Genomic DNA, 20,427 nt, shown 5'->3' with positions numbered 1-20,427 from the left:
GGTTCAGAATGCAGGAGGGATTCCCTAAACAGCGAACACCGAGGAACCGGCATTGCCGGGCCACTGGTGACCTCCAGAGGGGTTAGCCCAAAGCGTTGCGGGGGTGCATCTCGTGCTCTGGCGCGAAGTGACCCCTTCCAGAGATACCGTGGAACCGGCTTCGCCGGGCCACTGGTATCGCCCCCTTGAGGGGGTGACGCCGAAGGCGGCGCGGGGGTGCCTCATACGAGCACCCGCTCGATACCACCCTGGTTGGCGGCCGCCACGTACTCAGGCAGCCAGTCCTTGCCAAGGATCTGGTTGGCCATCTCGACCACGATGTAGTCGGCTTCGAGCAGACCATTCTTCAGATCGTCGCCGTAGCGGGTCAGCCCCTGCAGGCAACTGGGACACGAGGTCAGCATCTTGATGTTGCCGGTCTCGCTCACGGTGCCGGCCGCGCGCAGCGTCGCTTCACCCTTCTTGATCTCTTCTTCCTTGCGAAAACGGATCTGGGTGGAGATGTCCGGCCGGGTCACGCCCAGCGTGCCGGACTCGCCGCAGCACCGCTTGCTCTCCACCACGTTGTCGCCCACCAGGGCCCTGACCGTTTTCATCGGGTCCTGCAGCTTCATGGGGGTGTGGCAGGGGTCGTGGTACAGGTAGCCGCCCTGCCCGGCCGGTAGCTTGATGCCTTTTTCCAGCAGGTATTCGTGGATGTCGATGATCCGGCAGCCCGGGAATATCTGGTCGAATTCGTAGCCCTGCAGCTGGTCGTAACAGGTGCCGCAGCTCACCACCACCGTCTTGATGTCCAGGTAGTTCAGCGTGTTGGCCACGCGGTGAAAGAGCACCCGGTTGTCGGTGATCATCTTCTCGGCTTTGTCGAACTGACCACTGCCGCGCTGGGGGTAGCCGCAACAGAGGTAGCCCGGTGGCAACACCGTCTGCACGCCGGCGTGCCACAACATGGCCTGGGTGGCCAGGCCCACCTGGCTGAACAGGCGTTCAGAACCGCAGCCAGGGAAATAAAACACCGCTTCCGTTTCGGCCGTGGTGGCCTTTGGATCGCGGATGATGGGCACGTAGTCCTTGTCTTCAATGTCCAGCAGCGCGCGGGCCGTTTTCTTGGGCAGCCCACCTGGCATCTTTTTGTTGATGAAGTGGATCACCTGCTCCTTGATAGGTGCGGCACCCAGCGTTGCGGGGGGCGCGCTTGTCTGTTTGCGCGCCACGCGTTTGAACAGGTCATTGGCCAGACGCTGGGCCTTGAAGCCCACACCCACCATGGCCGTGCGCATCAGCTTGATGGTCTCGGGGTTCGATGCATTGAGGAAAAACATGGCCGCCGCATTGCCAGGCCTGAAGCTCTTCTGACCCATCTTGCGCAGCAGGTTGCGCATGTTCATGGTCACGTCGCCAAAGTCGATGTTGACCGGGCAAGGGCTCAGGCATTTGTGGCAGACCGTGCAATGATCTGCCACGTCTTCGAACTCTTCCCAGTGCTTGAGGCTGATACCACGGCGGGTCTGCTCTTCGTACAGGAAGGCTTCCACCAGCAGCGACGTGGCCAGGATCTTGTTGCGCGGGCTGTACAGCAGGTTGGCACGCGGCACGTGGGTGGCGCACACCGGCTTGCACTTGCCACAACGCAGGCAGTCCTTCACGCTGTCGGCGATGGCGCCAATGTCGCTGCGCTGCATGATCAGCGACTCGTGCCCCATCAGACCAAAGCTGGGGGTGTAAGCATTGCTGAGGTCGGCGCTGCGCAGGCTGGCGTCGTGCGCCAAGGCGGGCGTACCGGCAAACTCGCGAAGCAATTTGCCCTTGTTGAATCGGCCTTCAGGGTCCACCTTGGCCTTGTACTCTGCAAACGGTCGCAGTTCATCGTCGGTCAGGAACTCCAGCTTGGTGATGCCGATGCCATGCTCACCGGAAATCACGCCATCCAGACCGCGGGCCAGCACCATGATGCGGCCCACGGCTTCATGGGCGGTCTGCAACATTTCGTAGTCGTCGCTATTGACCGGGATGTTGGTGTGCACATTGCCATCACCGGCATGCATGTGCAGCGCGACCCACACCCGTCCCTTGAGCACACGCTGGTGAATCGCTTGGCATTCGGCCAGAATGGGCCCGAATGCCGCGCCAGCGAAGATGCCTTGCAGCGGCGCGCGAATCTGGGTTTTCCAGCTCGCACGCAGACGATGGTCCTGCAACTGCGGGAACAGCACGTCCACGTCACGCAGCCAGCCGTACCAGAGTGCGCGCACTTCGCGCACCAGAGCCAGTGCCTGCTGCACACGGTCTTCCAGCAGTTCGGCGCTGGGAATGTCGTTGGCGTCATCGCTCTTGCCCAGCGGAAGTTGCCCGCGGGTGAAAAACGCTTCCAGCGATTCGCAGAGTCTGAGCTTGTTGCGCAGCGACAACTCAATGTTGATGCGTTCGATGCCTTCGGTGTATTCCCCCATGCGAGGCAGCGGAATCACCACGTCTTCATTGATCTTGAAGGCGTTGGTGTGTTTGCTGATCGCCGCCGTGCGCTTGCGATCGAGCCAGAATTTCTTGCGGGCTTCCGGACTGATGGCGACAAAGCCTTCACCACTGCGCGAATTGGCCAGGCGGATCACCTCGCTGGTGGCACGGGCGACTGCGTCGGCGTCGTCGCCCACGATGTCACCCACCAGTACCATCTTGGGCAAGGTGCCGCGCTTGCTCTTGGTGGCGTAGCCCACGGCTTTCAGGTAGCGGTCGTCCAGATGCTCCAGGCCGGCCAGGATGGCGCCACCCGGGCGCTTCATTTCGCCGAACATGAAATCCTTGATGTCGACGATCGAAGGCACGCAGTCCTTGGGATTGCCGAAGAACTCCAGGCACACGGTGCGTACGTGGTCCGGCATCTGGTGCACCACCCAGCGCGCGCTGGTGATCAGGCCGTCGCATCCCTCCTTCTGGATGCCCGGCAGGCCGCTGAGGAACTTGTCTGTCACGTCCTTGCCCAGGCCTTCCTTGCGGAAGGTCTTGCCAGGAATGGCCAGCCGCTCGGTGCGCAGCAGCGTCTTGCCGTCAGCCTGGAAATACTGCAACTCAAAGGTAGCGACTTCGGCGTCGTGGATCTTGCCGAGGTTGTGGTCGAGCCGGGTCACTTCCAGCCATTCGGCCTGTGGCGTGACCATGCGCCAGCTCAGCAGGTTGTCGAGTGCCGTGCCCCAGAGCACCGCCTTCTTGCCGCCAGCGTTCATGGCAATGTTGCCGCCGATACACGAAGCCTCTGCCGAGGTGGGGTCGACCGCAAACACGTGCCCCGCCCGCTCGGCGGCATCAGCCACGCGCTGCGTCACGACACCGGCTTCGGTCCATACGGTGGGCACGGGCTTGTCATGGCCCTGCACGATCACCCACTCGACCTCGGTCATGGCTTCGAGCTTTTCGGTATTGATCACCGCGCTCTTCCAAGTCAGCGGAATGGCGCCGCCGGTGTAGCCCGTGCCACCCCCTCTCGGGATGATGGTCAAGCCCAGTTCGAAGCAACCTTTGACCAGCGCCGCCATCTCGGTTTCCGTGTCAGGCGTGAGCACCACAAACGGGTACTCCACCCGCCAATCGGTGGCATCGGTCACATGCGAGACACGCGAAAGACCGTCGAACTTGATGTTGTCGCGTGCGGTCAGTTTGCGCAGGGCCTTGGTGGCTCGCAGGCGCAAAGCCGCCATTTCGTCGAACGAACCGGCAAACCGATCCACAGCCGCTTTGGCCGCCTCAAGCAACTCGGCCACCAGAGCGTCGCGACTGGCGTCGTCCTGAGGCGTACGCCGCTTTTCCACCTCACCGAGCCGATGGTGCAAGGCATCCACCAGTTGCTTGCGGCGCTTGGGTGTGTCGAGCAGATCGTCCTGCAGATAAGGGTTGCGCTGCACCACCCAGATGTCGCCCATCACTTCATACAACATGCGGGCCGAGCGACCGGTGCGCCGCTCACCGCGCAAGCCGTCCAGCAAGGACCAGGCGCGCTCGCCCAACAGCCGCAGGACGATTTCCCGATCCGAAAAGGACGTGTAGTTGTAGGGGATTTCTCGCAAACGCGGCGCGTCTTCGGTCGGCGTGGCGAGAAGCGAAAGCGGGGTCGGAGCGTTCATCTGTGTGGCGGTCGCCAGCATGACTGTGGGTAGCCGGTGATGGTACCGCAGCGCAACATACACCTACCCCCCCTATGGAAACCCCTGTTGTCATGCCCAGGAAACCCGTATGCAATCAATTTGTCACAAAAGACCGATAGGCTTCGGCGTTCCAAACAATTCTTCAGGAGCTTCCCCATGCGCAAGAAACTCATCCCCGCCGCTGGTGCCGTGGCGCTCGCCGCCTTCATCAGCACTCCTTTGCACGCCCAGACTGAAATCCAGTGGTGGCATTCCATGGGCGGCGCGCTGGGCGAATGGGTCAACGACCTGGCCAAGGACTTCAACGGCAGCCAGACCGAGTACAAGATCGTCCCCACTTTCAAAGGCAGCTACGACGAGTCCATGACGGGCGCCATCGCAGCTTTCCGCGCTGGCAATGCGCCTCACATCCTGCAGGTGTTCGAGGTCGGCACTGCCACCATGATGGCCAGCCGCGGGGCAATCGTTCCGGTGGGTGAGGTGATGCGCAAGGCAGGCGTGACCTTCGACCCCAATGCTTACGTGCCAGCGGTGGCCGGCTATTACACCGCTCCCAATGGTCAGATGCTGAGCTTTCCGTTCAACAGTTCGACCACGGTCTTTCACTACAACAAGGACGCCTTCAAGGCTGCCGGGATGGACCCCGAATCCCCGCCCAAGACCTGGCCTGAAGTGGCCCTCGCAGCAGGCAAGCTCAAGGCCTCCGGACACAAGTGCCCCTTCACGACCAGCTGGGTCAGCTGGACGCAACTTGAGAGTTTCTCAGCCTGGCACAACACAGAATTCGCGACCCTGGGCAACGGCATGCGCGGCATCAACGCCAAGTTGACCTTCAACAGCCCGCTGCACGTGCGCCACATCGAAAATCTGGCCAACATGGCCAAGACTGGGCTGTTCGTTTACAAGGGCCGTGGAAATGCGGCCGATGCGACGTTTGTCTCGGGCGAGTGCGCCATGACCACCGGTTCGTCGGCGCTCTACGGCAACATCAAACGCAACGCCAAATTTGCCAGCGGGATCAGCACCCTGCCTTTCTATCCTGACGTGCCCGGTGCGCCGCAGAACACCGTGATCGGTGGCGCCAGCCTGTGGGTGATGTCAGGTAAAAAGGACGATGAGTACAAAGGCGTGGCCCAGTTCTTCGCGCATCTCTCCAAAGCCGAAGAAGCAGCCAAGAGCCACCAGCGCACCGGCTACCTGCCGCTGACCTCCGCCTCGTACCAGTTGACAGAAAAGTCGGGCTTCTACCAGCAGAACCCGGGCACAGACGTGTCGGTCGAGCAGATGATCCGCAGAACCACCGATAAATCCCGCGGTATCCGCTTGGGCAACTTCGTGCAGATCCGCACCATCAACGACGAAGAGCTGGAGCAGGTCTGGGCCGGTCGCAAGTCCGCCAAGCAGGCACTGGACGACGCGGTCCGCCGCGGTAACGAGCAGTTGAGCCGTTTCGCCTCCGCCAACCAAGCCCGCTGATGCGCTGATGGACGCCCCCGGCGTCCCACCCGCCCCGAACCGGCGCAGCCGGCGGGGCGGTTTTTCGTTGTATGTTTCGCGTCCTTTCCCATTGATACTCCATGGAAAAACGAGTCCGATTTCGTTCCGCCTGGCTGCCCTGGCTGCTGGTGGCCCCGCAAATGGCGGTGGTGCTGATTTTTTTCTTCTGGCCGGCCGCTCAGGCGCTGTATCAGAGCGTGCTGCAAGAGGACGCCTTCGGCACCACGACAGAGTTCGTGGGCATGCTCAATTTCGAGCGCTTGTGGGCGGACGAAACCTACATCGAATCCTTCAACACCACGGCGGTGTTTTCGGTGCTGGTGGCTGTCATCGGCCTGGTGGTGGCACTGTTGCTGGCCCTCATGGCCGACCGCGTCATCAAGGGGTCGAGCACATACAAGACTTTGCTGATCTGGCCCTACGCGGTGGCGCCGGTGGTCGCTGGCGTGTTGTGGCTGTTCATGTTCGCCTCGCCCTTCGGCACGATTTCCTATCTGCTGCGCTTTCTGGGCTATGACTGGAACCATCTTCTTCAGCCAGGCGATGCCATGGCGTTGATCGTGATGGCGTCGGTGTGGAAGCAGATTTCGTATAACTTCCTGTTTTTCCTCGCGGGCCTGCAGTCGATTCCCAAGTCGCTGATCGAAGCCGCAGCGATCGACGGCGCTGGCTTCTGGCGGCGTTTCTGGAGCATCGTTTTTCCGCTGCTCTCTCCCGTCACCTTCTTTCTGCTGGTGATCAACATCGTCTACGCGTTCTTCGACACCTTCGCCATCATCGACGCAGCCACACAGGGCGGGCCGGGCAAGTCGACTTCGATCCTTGTCTACAAGGTGTATTACGACGGCTTCAAGGCGCTGGATCTGGGCGGCTCGGCCGCTCAGTCGGTGGTGCTGATGACCATCGTCATTGCGCTGACGGTGATCCAGTTCCGCTTCGTCGAGAAAAAAGTCCAGTACTGACCATGCACGCCCACGCTCACCATTTCGTGTATTCGCTACCCTCCAAGGGGGTTGACCACCCTTGGCGCGGTCAGGCAGGAGGCCCCCCATGATCGAACGCCGCCCGGGACTGGACTTCCTGTCCCACTTCATCCTCATCGTCGGGGTGGCCATCGTGGCCTTCCCCGTCTACCTCACCATTGTCGCGTCCACGCAGTCGGCGCAGGACATTGCCTCCTCGGTGCCCATGTCGCTGCTGCCTGGCTCGAACATGCTGACCACTTACAAAGTGGCGCTGTTCGGCGGCGTGACAGAAGCCGGCAGCACCCTGCCTGCCGCGCTCCCCATGATGGGTACGAGCCTGATCATGGCCCTGGTGATAGCGATTGGAAAGATCGCCATCTCGCTGCTGTCAGCGTTCGCGATCGTGTACTTCCGCTTTCCGATGCGCAGCCTGGTGTTCTGGATGATTTTCGTCACCCTGATGCTGCCGGTGGAAGTGCGCATCGGACCCACTTACAAAGTGGTGAGCGACCTGGGCATGCTCAACACCTACGCCGGCCTGACCATTCCGCTGATCGCGTCGGCCACGGCCACATTCCTGTTCCGCCAGTTTTTTCTGACCGTGCCAGACGAATTGGTAGAGGCCGCGCGCGTGGACGGTGCCGGACCGATGCGTTTCTTCTGGGACGTGCTGCTGCCCATGTCGCGCACCAGCATCGCCGCGCTGTTTGTCATCCAGTTCATCTACGGCTGGAACCAGTACCTCTGGCCGCTGCTGATCACCACCAACGAGGACATGTATCCCATCGTGCTGGGTATCAAGCGCCTGGTTTCGGGCGAGTCGTACACTGAATGGAATGTGCTGATGGCCACCGCCTTCCTGGCCATGCTGCCACCCGCCGTGGTGGTCATGCTCATGCAGCGCTGGTTCGTCAAGGGCCTGGTGGACACGGAGAAGTAGGTCTCCCCCACCGCCTCTGTCGCTGCTTTCCTCACCCAAATCAATTCTGAATCCCCATGGCATCCATTTCCCTGCGCAACGTCATCAAGCGCTACGGCTCCGGCAAAACCGAACTGCAGGTCATACACGGCGTGAACGCCGAAGTCGCCGACCGTGAATTCATCGTGATCGTGGGCCCTTCCGGCTGTGGCAAATCCACGCTGCTGCGCATGGTGGCCGGGCTGGAAGAAATCAGCGGCGGTGAAATCACCATCGGCCCTCGCGTGGTCAACGCGCTGGAGCCGGCTGAACGTGACATTGCCATGGTGTTCCAGAACTACGCGCTGTACCCCCACATGACCGTGTTTGACAACATGGCCTATGGCCTGAAGATCAAGAAAGTCCCCATCGACGAGATCAAGCAGCGCGTGGACAAGGCCGCCGGCATTCTGGAACTGGGTCATCTTCTCAGCCGCAAACCGCGAGAACTTTCAGGCGGCCAGCGGCAGCGCGTGGCCATGGGTCGTGCCATCGTGCGCCAGCCTCAGGTCTTCCTGTTCGATGAACCGCTCTCCAACCTCGACGCCAAGCTGCGCGCCCAGACCCGCCTGGAAATTCAGAAGTTGCACCGCGAACTCGGCATCACGTCGCTGTTCGTCACGCACGACCAGGTCGAAGCCATGACGCTGGCCCAGCGCATGATCGTGATGAACGCAGGCAACATGGAACAATTCGGCACGCCCGAAGAGGTGTACTCCCGCCCTGCCACCACATTTGTGGCCAGCTTCATCGGTTCGCCGCCCATGAACCTGTTGAAGCATGCGCCGGGTGGCCGCCCCGGCAGCCTGCTGGGCATCCGGCCCGAGCACATCGACATTGGCGCCAGCGGCTGGTCCCTTCAGGTTGAAACCGTGGAGCTGCTGGGTGCCGAGCGCCTGGTCCACGCCCGCCTGGGTGACGAGCAACTGATCATCCGCACCCACGAAGACCAGGGTGCACCCGAGATTGGCAGCACCATCCATGCCCAGCCAAGGGAAGACCGGATGCACTGGTTCGACGCAGAGACAGGCAAGCGGCAATGAAATCCCCCACCCCGCCGGCGCCCGCTCCCTGGCCGTATCCGCGCTGGATCGCCCATCGGGGGGCCGGAAAGCTCGCACCTGAAAACACCCTCGCCGCTTTCCGCGTCGGTGCCTCGCACGGCTACCGCATGTTCGAATGCGACGCCAAGCTGAGCGCCGACGGCGTGGTATTCCTGTTGCACGACGCCACACTGCAACGCACCACCAGCGGGGAAGGCATTGGTGGACACCACGATTGGCACCACCTCAGCCAACTCGACGCCGGGGCTTGGCACTCGCGTACCTTTGCAGGGGAACCCCTCGCCACACTGGCTGCGGTGGCCGGCTATTGCCTGGCCAATGCGTTCATGTTGAACATCGAGATCAAGCCCACCCCGGGTCTGGAGCAGGCCACGGGCAAGGCAGTAGCCAAAGAAGCGGCGGCGCTGTGGACCGCTTCATCGACCTCGCCACCGCTTTTGACCTCCTTCCAGCCAGAGGCTCTGCAGGGAGCCAAAGAAGCGGCGCCCGATCTGCCCCGCGGGTTGCTGCTCGACACCCTGTGGGACGGCTGGCTGGACGTTGCGGGCGAATTGGGCTGTGTGACCATCGTCTGCAACCATGCCTTGTGGGACGAAACCTTGATGGCAACGGCCACCAAGGCCGGCATGCGTGCCATGGCCTATACCGTCAACGATGAATGGGCGGCTGAGCGCTTGCTGAACCTGGGCATCGACGGCGTGATCACAGATCGTGTCGACCTTTTTGCGCCGGGCCGCGACTCGGTGTGAAGATCAAAAGGTGACGTTCAGCGTCGCCGCAGCCACCAGACAAGGGTGCCTTGCACCAGCACCAGCGCGGCGTAGGTCGCGATCTTGCCGTCGCGCCCAAAGTACGCGAGCCCTGCAAAAAGCACCGCCGCACCCGCCAGCACCAGAAGACCTAGACTCAGGCGCCGACGACGTCCGGCGCGCCACAAACCAGCGGCCAGCCACAACAATGAACCCGTCACGAAGGCAGGAGCAAGAAATCCTGCGAGGTGCAGCACCGCGGCTATCACTGTCATTTGAACGTCATGGTATGCAGCATAAGCGTTCAATTTTATAATCCGGCAATGTCTGTCTGGGCGCTCGGCATCAACCACCACACGGCTCCGCTCGATTTGCGGGGCCGCTTTGCGTTTGCGCTTGATCAGATTCAGCCTACGCTGCACGGCTACCGGCAAAGTCTGGCCCGCCAGCCTGAGGCCACTTTGCTCTCCACTTGCAACCGCACCGAGCTCTACGGCGCCGGGGATCAGGCCGCTGTGGAACCGACGCTTGAATGGCTGGCCCTGACGGGTGGCGTGAGTTCCCATGTGCTCAGAGACCATGCCTATGTGCTGCGGGAAGACCAGGCGGCACGCCACGCGTTTCGCGTGGCAAGCGGTCTGGACAGCATGGTGCTGGGCGAACCCCAGATCCTGGGGCAGATGAAAGACGCGGTTCGCGCCGCTGACGACGCTGGTGCCTTGGGCACCACCTTGCACCAGTTGTTCCAGCGCTCGTTTGCGGTCGCGAAGCAAGTGCGCACCTCCACCGAGATCGGCGCCCACTCCATCAGCATGACGGCAGCAGCGGTCCGCCTCGCCGGGCAGTTGTTCGAAGACCTGCGCGACATCAAGGTGCTGTTCGTGGGCGCTGGCGAGATGATCGAACTCGCTGCCACCCACTTTGCGGCCAAGATGCCCAAGGGCATGGCAATTGCCAACCGCACGCTGGAGCGTGGGGAAAAACTGGCCGTGCGTTTTGGGGGCGAAGTCATGCGCCTGGCCGATGTACCCGATCGCCTGCACGAGTTTGATGCCGTCATCAGCTGTACCGCCAGCACACTGCCCATCATCGGGCTGGGCGCGGTGGAACGCGCGTTGAAGAAGCGCCGTCATCGCCCGCTGTTCATGGTCGACCTGGCCGTCCCTCGCGACATCGAGATCGAAGTGAAGGCGCTGGCCGATGTCTACCTCTACACCGTGGACGACCTCGCTTCGGTTGTGCAAACAGGCAAGAACAACCGCCAGGCTGCCGTGGCCCAGGCAGAAGCCATCATCGACGCGGGTGTGCTCAGCTTCATGCACTGGATGGAGCAGCGGGACCCTGCCCATGGCGTCGTGCCACTGATCCAGCAGATTCACGCTCAGGCCGACGAATGGCGCGCCGCTGAACTCGCGCGTGCGCGGAAATTGCTGGCAAGAGGCGAGCCCGTGGAAGCCGTGCTGGAAGCGCTCTCCCGTGGCCTGACCCAAAAAATGCTGCACGGCACGCTGGCCGAGCTGCACGCCGGCGATGGCGCCACCCGCGCCGCCACCGCGCAGACCGTTTCGCGCCTGTTCCTGCGCGACGAGCCGCGCAAGAGCGGCCGAAGCAATCTTTCCTAGCGAGCCATCCGGCAGCGCGGTACCCATCAGGGACCGGCACGTTGTCGCTCCCCTGCTGGCCATCTTCCCACCTCATGAAACCTTTTGTCCGCGATACCTTGCAGCGCCAACGAGCGCGCCTGCACGAACTGGATGCTCTGCTGTCTGCACCTGATGTGGTCAACGACATGGACCGCTTTCGCGCCCTGAGCCGCGAACATGCCGACGCTTCCAGCCTGGTCGAAATTTACAACCGCTTCCTGCAACGCGAGGCCGACCATGCGTCTGCCCAGGCGATGCTGAACGACCCCGACATGGTCGAACTGGCAGAAGAAGAAATGGCCTCAGCCAGCACCGACATGGCCGAGCTGGACATCGAGCTGCAACAGCAGCTCTTGCCCAAAGACCCCGACGACGAGCGCAATGCCTTCCTGGAAATCCGCGCTGGCACCGGCGGTGACGAGTCCGCACTGTTTGCTGGCGACCTGGCACGGATGTACACGCGCTACGCCGAAACTCAGCGCTGGCAGGTGGAGATCGTGAGCGAGTCGCCCAGCGAACTGGGTGGCTACAAGGAGGTGGTGTTGCGCGTTGCGGGTCACGGGGCCTATGGTCGCCTGCGTTTCGAGTCTGGCGGCCACCGCGTACAACGGGTGCCGGTCACGGAAACTCAGGGCCGCATCCACACCAGCGCGGCCACAGTGGCCGTGATGCCAGAGCCGGATGAAACCCAGGCCATCGCCCTCAACCCCAGCGAACTGCGCATCGACACCTACCGCGCCAGCGGTGCCGGAGGGCAGCACATCAACAAGACCGACTCTGCGGTCCGCGTTACGCACCTGCCCACCGGCATCACCGCCGAATGCCAGGACGGCCGCTCCCAGCACAGCAACAAAGCCAAGGCGTTGCAGGTGCTCACCGCACGGCTGCAGGAAAAAGACCGCTCCGAGCGAGCAGCCAAAGAAGCCGCCACCCGCAAGGGCCTGATCGGCAGCGGCGACCGCAGCGACCGCATCCGCACCTACAACTTTCCGCAAGGCCGACTCACCGACCACCGCATCAACCTCACCGTCTACAAGCTGCTCCAGGTCATGGAGGGGGATCTGGGTGATGTGGTGCACGCACTGCAGGTGGCGCGAGGGGCCGAGCTGCTGGCCGAGCTGGAAGGGAAGGCATGACCCCCCTGCGCCGCTTCGCGTCTTCCCCCCAAGGGGGGACGCACCTCATGGCCCGTCCTGAGCCTGTCGAAGGGCGGTTCCACGGGTGCCCTGGAGGGCGCTTCTTCATTCCACCACCATGGGCGCTTTTCGGCGATGGTTGATCCTGGAAGCTTGAAATGACGTTGACCGATGCGCTTCGCCAAGCTGCGGCCGCCGGTCTTGACCGGCTCGACGCCCAGATGCTGCTGCTGTTCAGCCTGGGGCGCGACCCCAATGCCCGCGCCTGGCTCTCTGCCCATGACGACCAGGTGCTGAGTGCGGACCAGGAGCGGTTGTTTGAACAGCTGTGCCGGCGACGAGCTCAAGGCGAGCCTCTTCCTTACCTCACGGGCACCAAGGAGTTCTTCGGGTTGCCCTTGAAGGTTGACGGGCGTGTACTCGTACCGCGGCCGGACACCGAGACCCTGGTGCTCTGGGCGATGGATGTCGTCGATGCCGCTACTGAAAGAAGCAGTATCCCGCTGCGCGCCCTGGATCTCGGCACCGGTAGCGGTGCCATCGCTCTGGCCCTCAAGTCAAGCAGACCGCACACCCACGTATGGGCAACCGACGCCAGTCCAGAAGCCCTGGCGGTGGCTCAAGCGAATGCTGAGGCACTCCATCTGGCCGTGTCTTTTCGGCTCGGCCACTGGCTCGCAGCGGTGCCGGGCGAGCGCTTCGACCTGATCCTCAGCAACCCGCCCTACATCAAGACCAACGACCCGCACCTGGCCCAACTTCAACACGAACCCTTTTCTGCTCTGGTTTCCGGGCCCGATGGGTTGGACGACCTGCGACACCTGATCGCCGAAGCGCCGAGCTTCCTGGTGCCCGGCGGCTGGCTGCTGCTGGAGCATGGCCACGACCAGGCTGGCCCGGTGCGCGATCTGTTGGAGCGAGCCGGCTTTGAAGTGGTCACCAGCCGCACCGACCTCGCGGGCATTGAGCGCTGCAGTGGAGGCCAATGGCCAGAGCAGCGATAATCGGATTTGTTTCCGGGTCGGACACGACCCATCAGATCAAGGAATTTCTGCCATGAGCGACGCACAAACCCAAATCGACCAGATCGTCAAATCGAGCGACGTTGTGCTCTTCATGAAGGGCAACGCCAGTTTCCCCATGTGCGGCTTCTCGGGCCGTGCCATCCAGATCCTCAAGGCCTGCGGTGTCGAACCACGCACCCTGAAAACCGTGAACGTGCTGGAGGACGAAGGCATTCGCCAGGGCATCAAGGAATACAGCAACTGGCCCACCATTCCCCAGCTCTATGTAAAGGGTGAATTCATCGGCGGGTCGGACATCATGATGGAGATGTACGAGTCCGGCGAACTGCAGCAGGTCATCAACGGCGGAGCCTGACCTCGATAAGCCGGTTCTTGTCGCCAGAAAGCCACCCGAGGGTGGCTTTCTTCGTTGGTGTTCGCGGTATTTGTCACGGTCTGGCGCATGAACAAGGAAAGACGGTGTTTTCGAGGTCTTATCCGGCATTGAGGGCAGGCACGTCTTGTGCTTGAATAAAAGCACTGCCGTACCCAAGGAGAACCGCATGAGCTTACGCAGCCTGGTCGCTTCACCCACCATGGGCCTGCCCATCGCCCAGATGCGCAGCGTGTTCAGCGCGGATGCCGTCGAGCGCAAGCTGGCGCACCTGCAAGCCAGCGGCACCGAGCGCGACTTCGATGCCTTGCGCAACACCTGGCAGCGCATGCTCGAGCGCGGACCCGAACGCTTTGCCGTCAAACCGTCCGGCGTGCCTGACATGGCGCCGTTGTACGACCTGCTGCCCAATTTTGGTGAAGTGCTCGACGACGTGAAGCGCCATGTGGCCCTCACGCAAGACAGCCACGACAGTCTTGAAGTCACGCCCATCCTGCTGCTGGGCCCGCCTGGGGTAGGAAAGACCCACTTCGCACGCCAGATCGCCGACCTGCTGGGCACCAGCATGAGCCTGATCCCCATGAGTTCCATGACGGCCGGCTGGCTTCTGTCTGGTTCATCGTCCCAATGGAAAGGCGCCAAGCCCGGGAAAGTGTTTGAAGCACTGGTGGACGGACAATACGCCAATCCGGTGATCGTGGTCGACGAAATCGACAAAGCCAGCGCCGACGCCCAGTACGACCCCATGGGCGCCCTTTACAGCCTGCTCGAACACGACACCGCACAGAGCTTTGTCGACGAATATGCCGAGGTACCGATCGACGCCAGCCAGGTGATCTGGATCACCACAGCCAACGACGAGCGCAGCATCCCCGAGCCCATTCTCAATCGCATGAACGTGTTTGAAATCGCTTCGCCCTCACCAGAAGCCGCACGCAAGATCGCGGCGCACCTGTACCGGGGCATTCGAGGCGAACACGACTGGGGCCAACGCTTCGATCCCGAGCCCGTGGATGATGTGCTCGATGCGCTCGCCACACTCGCCCCACGCGAAATGCGCCGGGCGCTGGTCACGGCTTTCGGCAACGCCCGCCTGGACAACCGCTACAGAATTGAGCCGGTCGACCTGCCCAAGTTGGGAGCCGCAAAGGCCCGAATCGGCTTCTTGCAGTAGGGCCAAGTGCACGCGCCCCACCTGTGCGCTCAGGCGTCGGGGTGTACCCAGTTTCGCGCCGCCGCATACACCGCGTTCGGGTATTCAGCGCGACCGCGACTGCCGTTGTAGCGACCCAGCGCCATGAAGGTGTTGCCGCGTTCCCGATCCAGATAGTGGCGCAGAATCACGCAGCCGAAGCGCAGGTTGACGCGCATGTCGAAGAGCCTGCCGACTTCGCCATCGCCGATCAGCCGGGACCAGAAGGGCATGATCTGCATGTAACCTCTGGCGCCCACCCGCGAAATGGCGAACTTGCGAAACGCACTTTCCACCTGGATCAGTCCCATGACCAAGGTGGTGTCCAGACCGGCGCGCCGCGTTTCGTACCAGACCGTCTGCAGGAACTCGATTCGGGTCTGAAAATCCGGCTTGCGTCGGTGCAGGCGGTCGCCCATGGCGCCCAGCCAGCGCAAGTACGCCAGTCGCCGCTCGGTATCAGCAAACACTGGGTCAGGGGGTGCACTGTGGGCGATGGCAGAGGCCAATGCACTGCGTACTGAATCGGCCAAAGGTTCTTCCAGTTGACCAGCCGCCACAGGACTGAGCAACGACGAAGCAGACCACGCCAGACCGGAGACACCCGCCAGCAGGCACGCACGCCGGCCAGGAGCCCAGTGCTGGCCCTGTTGCAGCAACAATGGCAAAAGCGAAGCTGATCGATTCATCCGCCCAGTCTGTTCTTCAGAAATGCCACCACTTCGCCCAACGCCACCTGGGTGGCAGCGGCATCTCGCCGGTGCTGGTATTCCACCTGCCCTGATTTGAGGCCACGGTCCCCGATGGTGATCCGGTGCGGCACCCCGATGAGTTCCCAGTCGGCAAACATGGCCCCCGGACGCTCGCCACGATCGTCCAGGATCACGTCAATACCCTCTGCCGACAGGTCTGCATACAGCCGCTCTGCAGCGCTGCGGACTTCTGCGCTGCGATCCATGCCGATCGGACAAACCACTGCCGTGAACGGTGCGATCGCATCGGGCCAGATGATGCCGCGCTCATCGTGATTCTGCTCAACGGCCGCTGCTGGCAAACGCGTAATGCCGATTCCATAACATCCCATTTCAAAATGCGCGGGCTTGCCGTCTTCACCCAGGAAGGTCGCGTTCATGGCCTTGCTGTACTTGGTTCCCAGGTAAAACACATGACCCACCTCGATGCCGCGCTCGATGGCCAGAACGCCCTTGCCGTCTGGCGAAGCGTCACCTTCCACCACATTGCGCAGATCGGTCACCAGATCGGGCTCGGGCAGATCACGCCCCCAGTTCACCCCTGTCATGTGGAAGTCAGCCTGATTGGCGCCACAGATCCAGTCGGCCATCACCGCCACTTCGCGGTCCACGACCAGCTTCACCGGTAGCAGGGTACCCACGGGTCCCAGGTAGCCAGGCTTGCAACCGAAGTGGTTCTCGATTTCGGGGATGCTGGCAAAGCGGAAGCCCACGTCCAGACCGGGCACCTTGGATACCTTGACCTCGTTCATGTCGTGGTCGCCTCGAAGGAGCAACAACCAGACTTGCGAACGCACGATCTGCCCGTCATCACCCAGTTCGTCGGTGGCCAGCACGAGTGATTTCACTGTGGTGGCAAGGGGAACACCCAGCAGCGCGGCCACGTCGGCGCAGGTGCTCTTTCCGGGCGTCGGGGTCTTGGTCATGGGATTGCATGAAGCGGGTCTTGCTGCTTGTGGCGCAAGCGACTCCGCCTTTTCCATGTTGGCGGCGTAATCGCTGCTCGGGCAATACACGATCGCATCTTCACCTGTGGATGCAATCACCTGAAATTCCTCAGACAGGTCGCCGCCAATGGCACCGCTGTCGGCAGCCACTGCACGGTAGCGCAGGCCGAAACGATCGAAGATGCGGCGGTAGGCGGCGGCCATGACCTGGTAGCTGGCCTTGGCGGCGGCTTCGTCGCGATCAAAGCTGTAGGCGTCCTTCATGATGAACTCGCGCCCGCGCATCAATCCGAATCGGGGCCGGCGCTCGTCCCGGAACTTGGTCTGAATCTGGTAAAAATTCTTGGGCAACTGCTTGTAGCTGCGCAGCTCCTGCCTGGCGATGTCGGTGACCACTTCTTCACTGGTGGGTTGAACCACGAAGTCGCGATCGTGGCGGTCCTTGATGCGCAGCAGTTCCGGTCCCATCTTCTCGAACCGGCCGGTCTCCTGCCAGAATTCGGCGGGCTGGATCACAGGCATGGTCAGCTCCACGGCACCCGCGCGGTTCATCTCTTCGCGAACGATCTTCTCCACCTTCTGGATCACCCGCAGACCCATCGGCATGTAGGTGTATATGCCCGCACCCAGCTTCTTGATCATGCCGGCTCTGGTCATCAACTGGTGACTGACCACCTCGGCGTCGGCAGGCGCCTCCTTTAGCGTGGAAATATAGAACTGAGAGGCTTTCATGAAGGGCACACGAACCGTAAAGGTCTCAAGAAAAGATGTGAATGAAGGGCAGATGCGACCCCCATGCCTGGATGGTCACGGGGTCCATCAGTCGGTATATACCCGGCGTTGATCGCCCTCAGGGGGCAGAACGGTACGGAATTTGTCATGCGCGATGCATAATCCATACAGTTCAAAAATTTGAGGTTGATTATGCTTGACAGAGAAGGCTTCAGGCCCAATGTCGGCATCATTCTGCTCAACCAGAGAAACCAGGTGTTCTGGGGCAAGCGCATCCGCTCTCACTCCTGGCAGTTTCCGCAAGGTGGTATCGACAGGGGCGAAACCCCCGAGCAAGCGATGTACCGGGAACTGCACGAGGAAGTGGGCTTGATGCCCGAGCACGTGAGCATTGTGGCCCGCACCAGGGACTGGTTGCGCTACGAAGTGCCGGACCGGTTCATCCGACGTGATGCACGCGGCCACTACAAAGGGCAGAAACAGATCTGGTACCTGCTGAGATTGGTTGCGCACGACTGGAATCTCAATCTGCGCGCCACCAGCCATCCCGAATTTGATGCGTGGCGTTGGCACGACTACTGGGTCCCGCTGGACGTCGTGGTCGAGTTCAAGCGCGGGGTCTACGAGATGGCATTGACTGAACTCGCGCGTTATTTGCCGAGAAACGATCCGCGCAACCGTTATCTGCGCAGCGGGGCAAAGCAGCGCGGGCCCGGCGAAGGCCTCCAGGGGGAGCCAATGATCACAGCACCCTTGGGTCTTGAGCTGCCACCAGGTGCCAGTTTCGATCCGGATCCGCAAAGCCATCGCAACGCCGAACCTTCAAATTGAACGGGTCCGACGCGTAACATCGGCGCAGACGCCTGCGATCAAGGGCCCCCGCCTTGCTTCAGCGACTGGACAACACGAGATTGTCGCGATGAATCATTTCGTGTTCACCGACATAGCCCAACAAGCGTTCGAAGTCAGAGGATGACTTTCGGCATATGAGGCGAGCCTCCGAGCTGGCGTAGTTGGCCAGCCCCCGGGCGATCTCCAAGCCGTTGATGCTTCGAACCGCGATCACGTCGCCGCGCGAAAAATCGCCATCCACAGCAAGCATGCCGATCGGTAACAGACTCTTTCCCTCGCCCTGAAGCTTCGCCATCGCACCGTCATCCACCACCACGGCACCGCGCAGTTGCAAATGATCGGCGATCCAGCGCTTGCGTGCCTGGTTCTTGGGTGTCTGCGCCTGCAAGCAGGTGCCGATCGACTCACCCTCGCACAAACGCAACAGCACGCGGGGCTCGCGACCCCAGGCGATGACGGTGGACGCTCCTGAAGCAGCCGCACGCTTCGCGGCCAGTATCTTCGTTAGCATCCCGCCCTTGCCAATGCCAGATCCTGCGCCCCCGGCCATGGCCTCCAGCCTCGGGTCCCCCGCCCGAGCCAGATGCACGAACTCAGCTTGGGGGTTGTGCCTGGGATCGGCCGTGTAAAGCCCTTTCTGATCGGTCAGAATCACCAGCACATCGGCCTCAACCAGGTTCGCCACCAGCGCCCCCAGCGTGTCGTTGTCGCCAAACTTGATCTCGTCGTTGACCACGGTGTCGTTTTCATTGATCACCGGGACCACGCCAAGACCCAGCAGCGTCACCAAAGTGGATCTGGCGTTCAGGTAACGTTCGCGGTCGGCCAGGTCGGCATGGGTCAACAGCACCTGCGCACTGCCCACGCCGCAAGCACGCAGTTTGGACTCGTACATCTGCACCAGCCCCATTTGCCCCACAGCCGCTGCCGCCTGCAGTTCATGGATCTCCTTGGGACGCTCGGCCCAGCCCAGCCGCTTCATGCCCTCGGCAACAGCGCCGCTGCTCACCATGATCAGCTCACGCCCCTGTTGCGCCAGTTCCGCGAGTTGTTGGCACCACTCGCCGATGGCCTCCTCATCCAGCCCCCTTCCGTCATTGGTCACCAGGCTTGAACCCACCTTGACCACAATGCGACGGGCATGTTTGAGCAAAGACACCGGTAACGGCTCGATCGCGTTCATGGACTCATCCAACATAGATCAGAAAAATGCGGATCAATGGCCTGGCCAACGTCACTTGCCGCTGTCCGGTGCATCTGAAAACCGGGGATCGACCTCAGTCGGTGGCTGCAACGACTGGTGCACTTGTGCGATGTGTTGATAGACCTTCTGAATCAACAACTCGCACCCTTCCCGGGTGAGCGCCGATATTTCAAAAACCGGGCCCTTGTACCTGAGTCGCTTGACGACGTCTTTGACTCGGGCTTCCCGCTCCTCGGTGGGCACCATGTCGAGTTTGTTCAATACCAGCCATCTCGGTTTGGCATAGAGCGCGGGGTCGAATTTTTTCAATTCCGCCGCTATGGCCTTGACCTGCTGTACAGGATCCACACCTTCGGCGAACGGCGCCATGTCCACAAGATGCAGAAGGAGACGCGTGCGCTGCAAATGACGCAAAAACTGGTGTCCCAGTCCTGCTCCTTCCGAAGCGCCTTCAATCAACCCGGGCACATCAGCCACCACGAAACTTTTTTCAGGCCCCACCCTGACCACGCCGAGGTTGGGATACAGGGTGGTGAAAGGGTAGTCGGCAATTTTCGGGCGCGCATTCGAAATCGCAGCGATCAGCGTTGACTTGCCCGCATTGGGCATGCCGAGCAGGCCGACGTCTGCCAGTACCTTGAGCTCCAGCTTCAATGTGCGGCGCTCGCCGGGCCATCCCGGTGTTTTCTGACGCGGAGCCCGGTTGGTCGAGCTCTTGTAGTGCATGTTGCCGAAGCCTCCATCACCGCCCTTGGCGATGGTGATCTGCTCACCGGGTTCGAGCAGTTCGTGCAGGACCTCACCCGTCTCTGCATCGGCAATGATGGTGCCCACCGGCATCTTGAGCATGATGTCGTCGCCCTTGATGCCAAACATGTCAGACCCTTTGCCGTGCTCACCACGGCGGGCTTCAAAGCGCCTCGTGAAACGAAAGTCAACCAGCGTATTCAGGCTGGCATCTGCAATGGCGTACACATGGCCTCCTCGACCACCATCTCCGCCATCTGGGCCACCAAACTCTTTGTATTTTTCATGCCGGAAAGATGCGCAGCCATTGCCACCGTCGCCTGCAGCAACATCGATCGTGGCTTCGTCCACAAATTTCATGACATGTTTCTCCTGTAGAGACCAACACAAAAGGCCCGCGCTGGCGGGCCTTTTGCAATCAGAGTGTTACCGCTCTGGAAGGATCACTGCCGGGC

General features: G+C 61.7%; 17 protein-coding genes. 11 read left to right on the top strand and 6 right to left on the bottom strand.

The window, feature by feature from the left end:
- Positions 1-221 precede the first annotated feature (221 nt).
- A complete protein-coding gene (locus tag Q7V46_RS01990; RefSeq protein ID WP_304911821.1) occupies positions 222-4,115 on the bottom strand; it encodes an FAD/FMN-binding oxidoreductase in 3,894 nt (1,297 codons plus the stop codon).
- Positions 4,116-4,292: 177 nt separating this feature from the next.
- On the opposite strand from Q7V46_RS01990, the gene ugpB reads away from it, so the two are divergent.
- From ugpB to ugpQ, 5 genes are all read left to right on the top strand, one after another.
- Entirely contained in the window at positions 4,293-5,612 is a 1,320-nt protein-coding gene (ugpB, locus tag Q7V46_RS01985; RefSeq protein WP_304911820.1) for a sn-glycerol-3-phosphate ABC transporter substrate-binding protein UgpB, read from the top strand.
- 101 nt (positions 5,613-5,713) lie between these two features.
- Positions 5,714-6,595: a sn-glycerol-3-phosphate ABC transporter permease UgpA gene (gene ugpA, locus Q7V46_RS01980; RefSeq protein WP_304911819.1), complete on the top strand. Its 882-nt coding sequence runs from the start codon at positions 5,714-5,716 to the stop codon at positions 6,593-6,595.
- An 88-nt stretch (positions 6,596-6,683) separates the two neighbouring features.
- Positions 6,684-7,538: a sn-glycerol-3-phosphate ABC transporter permease UgpE gene (ugpE, locus tag Q7V46_RS01975; RefSeq protein WP_304911818.1), complete on the top strand. Its 855-nt coding sequence runs from the start codon at positions 6,684-6,686 to the stop codon at positions 7,536-7,538.
- Between the two features lie 56 nt (positions 7,539-7,594).
- On the top strand, positions 7,595-8,599 hold the full coding sequence (ugpC, locus tag Q7V46_RS01970) for a sn-glycerol-3-phosphate ABC transporter ATP-binding protein UgpC (RefSeq protein WP_304911817.1): 1,005 nt from the start codon (positions 7,595-7,597) through the stop codon (positions 8,597-8,599).
- Positions 8,596-9,369, top strand: a complete 774-nt coding sequence (gene ugpQ / locus Q7V46_RS01965) for a glycerophosphodiester phosphodiesterase (RefSeq protein ID WP_304911816.1) — start codon at positions 8,596-8,598, stop codon at positions 9,367-9,369. Before ugpC ends, ugpQ begins: the two co-directional genes overlap by 4 nt.
- A gap of 17 nt (positions 9,370-9,386) precedes the next feature.
- Here ugpQ and Q7V46_RS01960 read toward each other — a convergent pair whose 3' ends face one another.
- The gene (locus tag Q7V46_RS01960) at positions 9,387-9,644 is read right to left on the bottom strand and encodes a hypothetical protein (RefSeq protein WP_304911815.1); all 258 of its coding nucleotides are present in this window, start codon (positions 9,642-9,644) and stop codon (positions 9,387-9,389) included.
- A 48-nt stretch (positions 9,645-9,692) separates the two neighbouring features.
- Here Q7V46_RS01960 and hemA point away from each other — a divergent pair, with 48 nt between their 5' ends.
- From hemA to Q7V46_RS01935, 5 genes are all read left to right on the top strand, one after another.
- Positions 9,693-10,991 (top strand): glutamyl-tRNA reductase, encoded by a 1,299-nt coding sequence (gene hemA, locus Q7V46_RS01955; protein WP_304911814.1) that lies wholly within the window; start codon positions 9,693-9,695, stop codon positions 10,989-10,991.
- A 74-nt stretch (positions 10,992-11,065) separates the two neighbouring features.
- Complete coding sequence (gene prfA, locus Q7V46_RS01950; RefSeq protein ID WP_304911813.1) at positions 11,066-12,148, top strand: peptide chain release factor 1; 1,083 nt, start codon at positions 11,066-11,068, stop codon at positions 12,146-12,148.
- 158 nt (positions 12,149-12,306) lie between these two features.
- A complete protein-coding gene (gene prmC / locus Q7V46_RS01945; RefSeq protein WP_304911812.1) occupies positions 12,307-13,152 on the top strand; it encodes a peptide chain release factor N(5)-glutamine methyltransferase in 846 nt (281 codons plus the stop codon).
- A 52-nt stretch (positions 13,153-13,204) separates the two neighbouring features.
- Positions 13,205-13,528 carry a Grx4 family monothiol glutaredoxin gene (grxD, locus tag Q7V46_RS01940; protein ID WP_304911811.1) on the top strand — a complete coding sequence of 108 codons (324 nt, stop codon included), beginning with the start codon at positions 13,205-13,207 and terminating at the stop codon, positions 13,526-13,528.
- A 187-nt stretch (positions 13,529-13,715) separates the two neighbouring features.
- The gene (locus tag Q7V46_RS01935) at positions 13,716-14,720 is read left to right on the top strand and encodes an AAA family ATPase (protein WP_304911810.1); all 1,005 of its coding nucleotides are present in this window, start codon (positions 13,716-13,718) and stop codon (positions 14,718-14,720) included.
- A 29-nt stretch (positions 14,721-14,749) separates the two neighbouring features.
- On the opposite strand, the gene Q7V46_RS01930 is transcribed toward Q7V46_RS01935, so the two are convergent.
- Positions 14,750-15,427, bottom strand: coding sequence for a lytic transglycosylase domain-containing protein (locus Q7V46_RS01930; RefSeq protein WP_304911809.1), 678 nt, complete (start codon positions 15,425-15,427; stop codon positions 14,750-14,752).
- Positions 15,424-17,169: a proline--tRNA ligase gene (locus Q7V46_RS01925; protein ID WP_304911808.1), complete on the bottom strand. Its 1,746-nt coding sequence runs from the start codon at positions 17,167-17,169 to the stop codon at positions 15,424-15,426. Before Q7V46_RS01925 ends, Q7V46_RS01930 begins: the two co-directional genes overlap by 4 nt.
- A gap of 192 nt (positions 17,170-17,361) precedes the next feature.
- Between Q7V46_RS01925 and Q7V46_RS01920 the strand changes: the two genes are divergently transcribed.
- Entirely contained in the window at positions 17,362-18,000 is a 639-nt protein-coding gene (locus tag Q7V46_RS01920; RefSeq protein WP_304911807.1) for an RNA pyrophosphohydrolase, read from the top strand.
- A 58-nt stretch (positions 18,001-18,058) separates the two neighbouring features.
- Here the strand turns inward: Q7V46_RS01920 and proB are convergent, their stop codons facing one another.
- Positions 18,059-19,204 (bottom strand): glutamate 5-kinase, encoded by a 1,146-nt coding sequence (proB, locus tag Q7V46_RS01915; protein WP_304911806.1) that lies wholly within the window; start codon positions 19,202-19,204, stop codon positions 18,059-18,061.
- A gap of 51 nt (positions 19,205-19,255) precedes the next feature.
- On the bottom strand, positions 19,256-20,332 hold the full coding sequence (gene cgtA / locus Q7V46_RS01910; protein WP_304911805.1) for an Obg family GTPase CgtA: 1,077 nt from the start codon (positions 20,330-20,332) through the stop codon (positions 19,256-19,258).
- Positions 20,333-20,427: the final 95 nt, after the last annotated feature.

Origin of the sequence: Hydrogenophaga sp. (assembly GCF_030651625.1) — a bacterium.
Taxonomy (GTDB): Bacteria; Pseudomonadota; Gammaproteobacteria; order Burkholderiales; family Burkholderiaceae_C; genus Hydrogenophaga.
The sequence above is the reverse complement of the archived record's forward strand: the minus strand, read 5'-3'. Positions and strand labels throughout refer to the sequence as shown.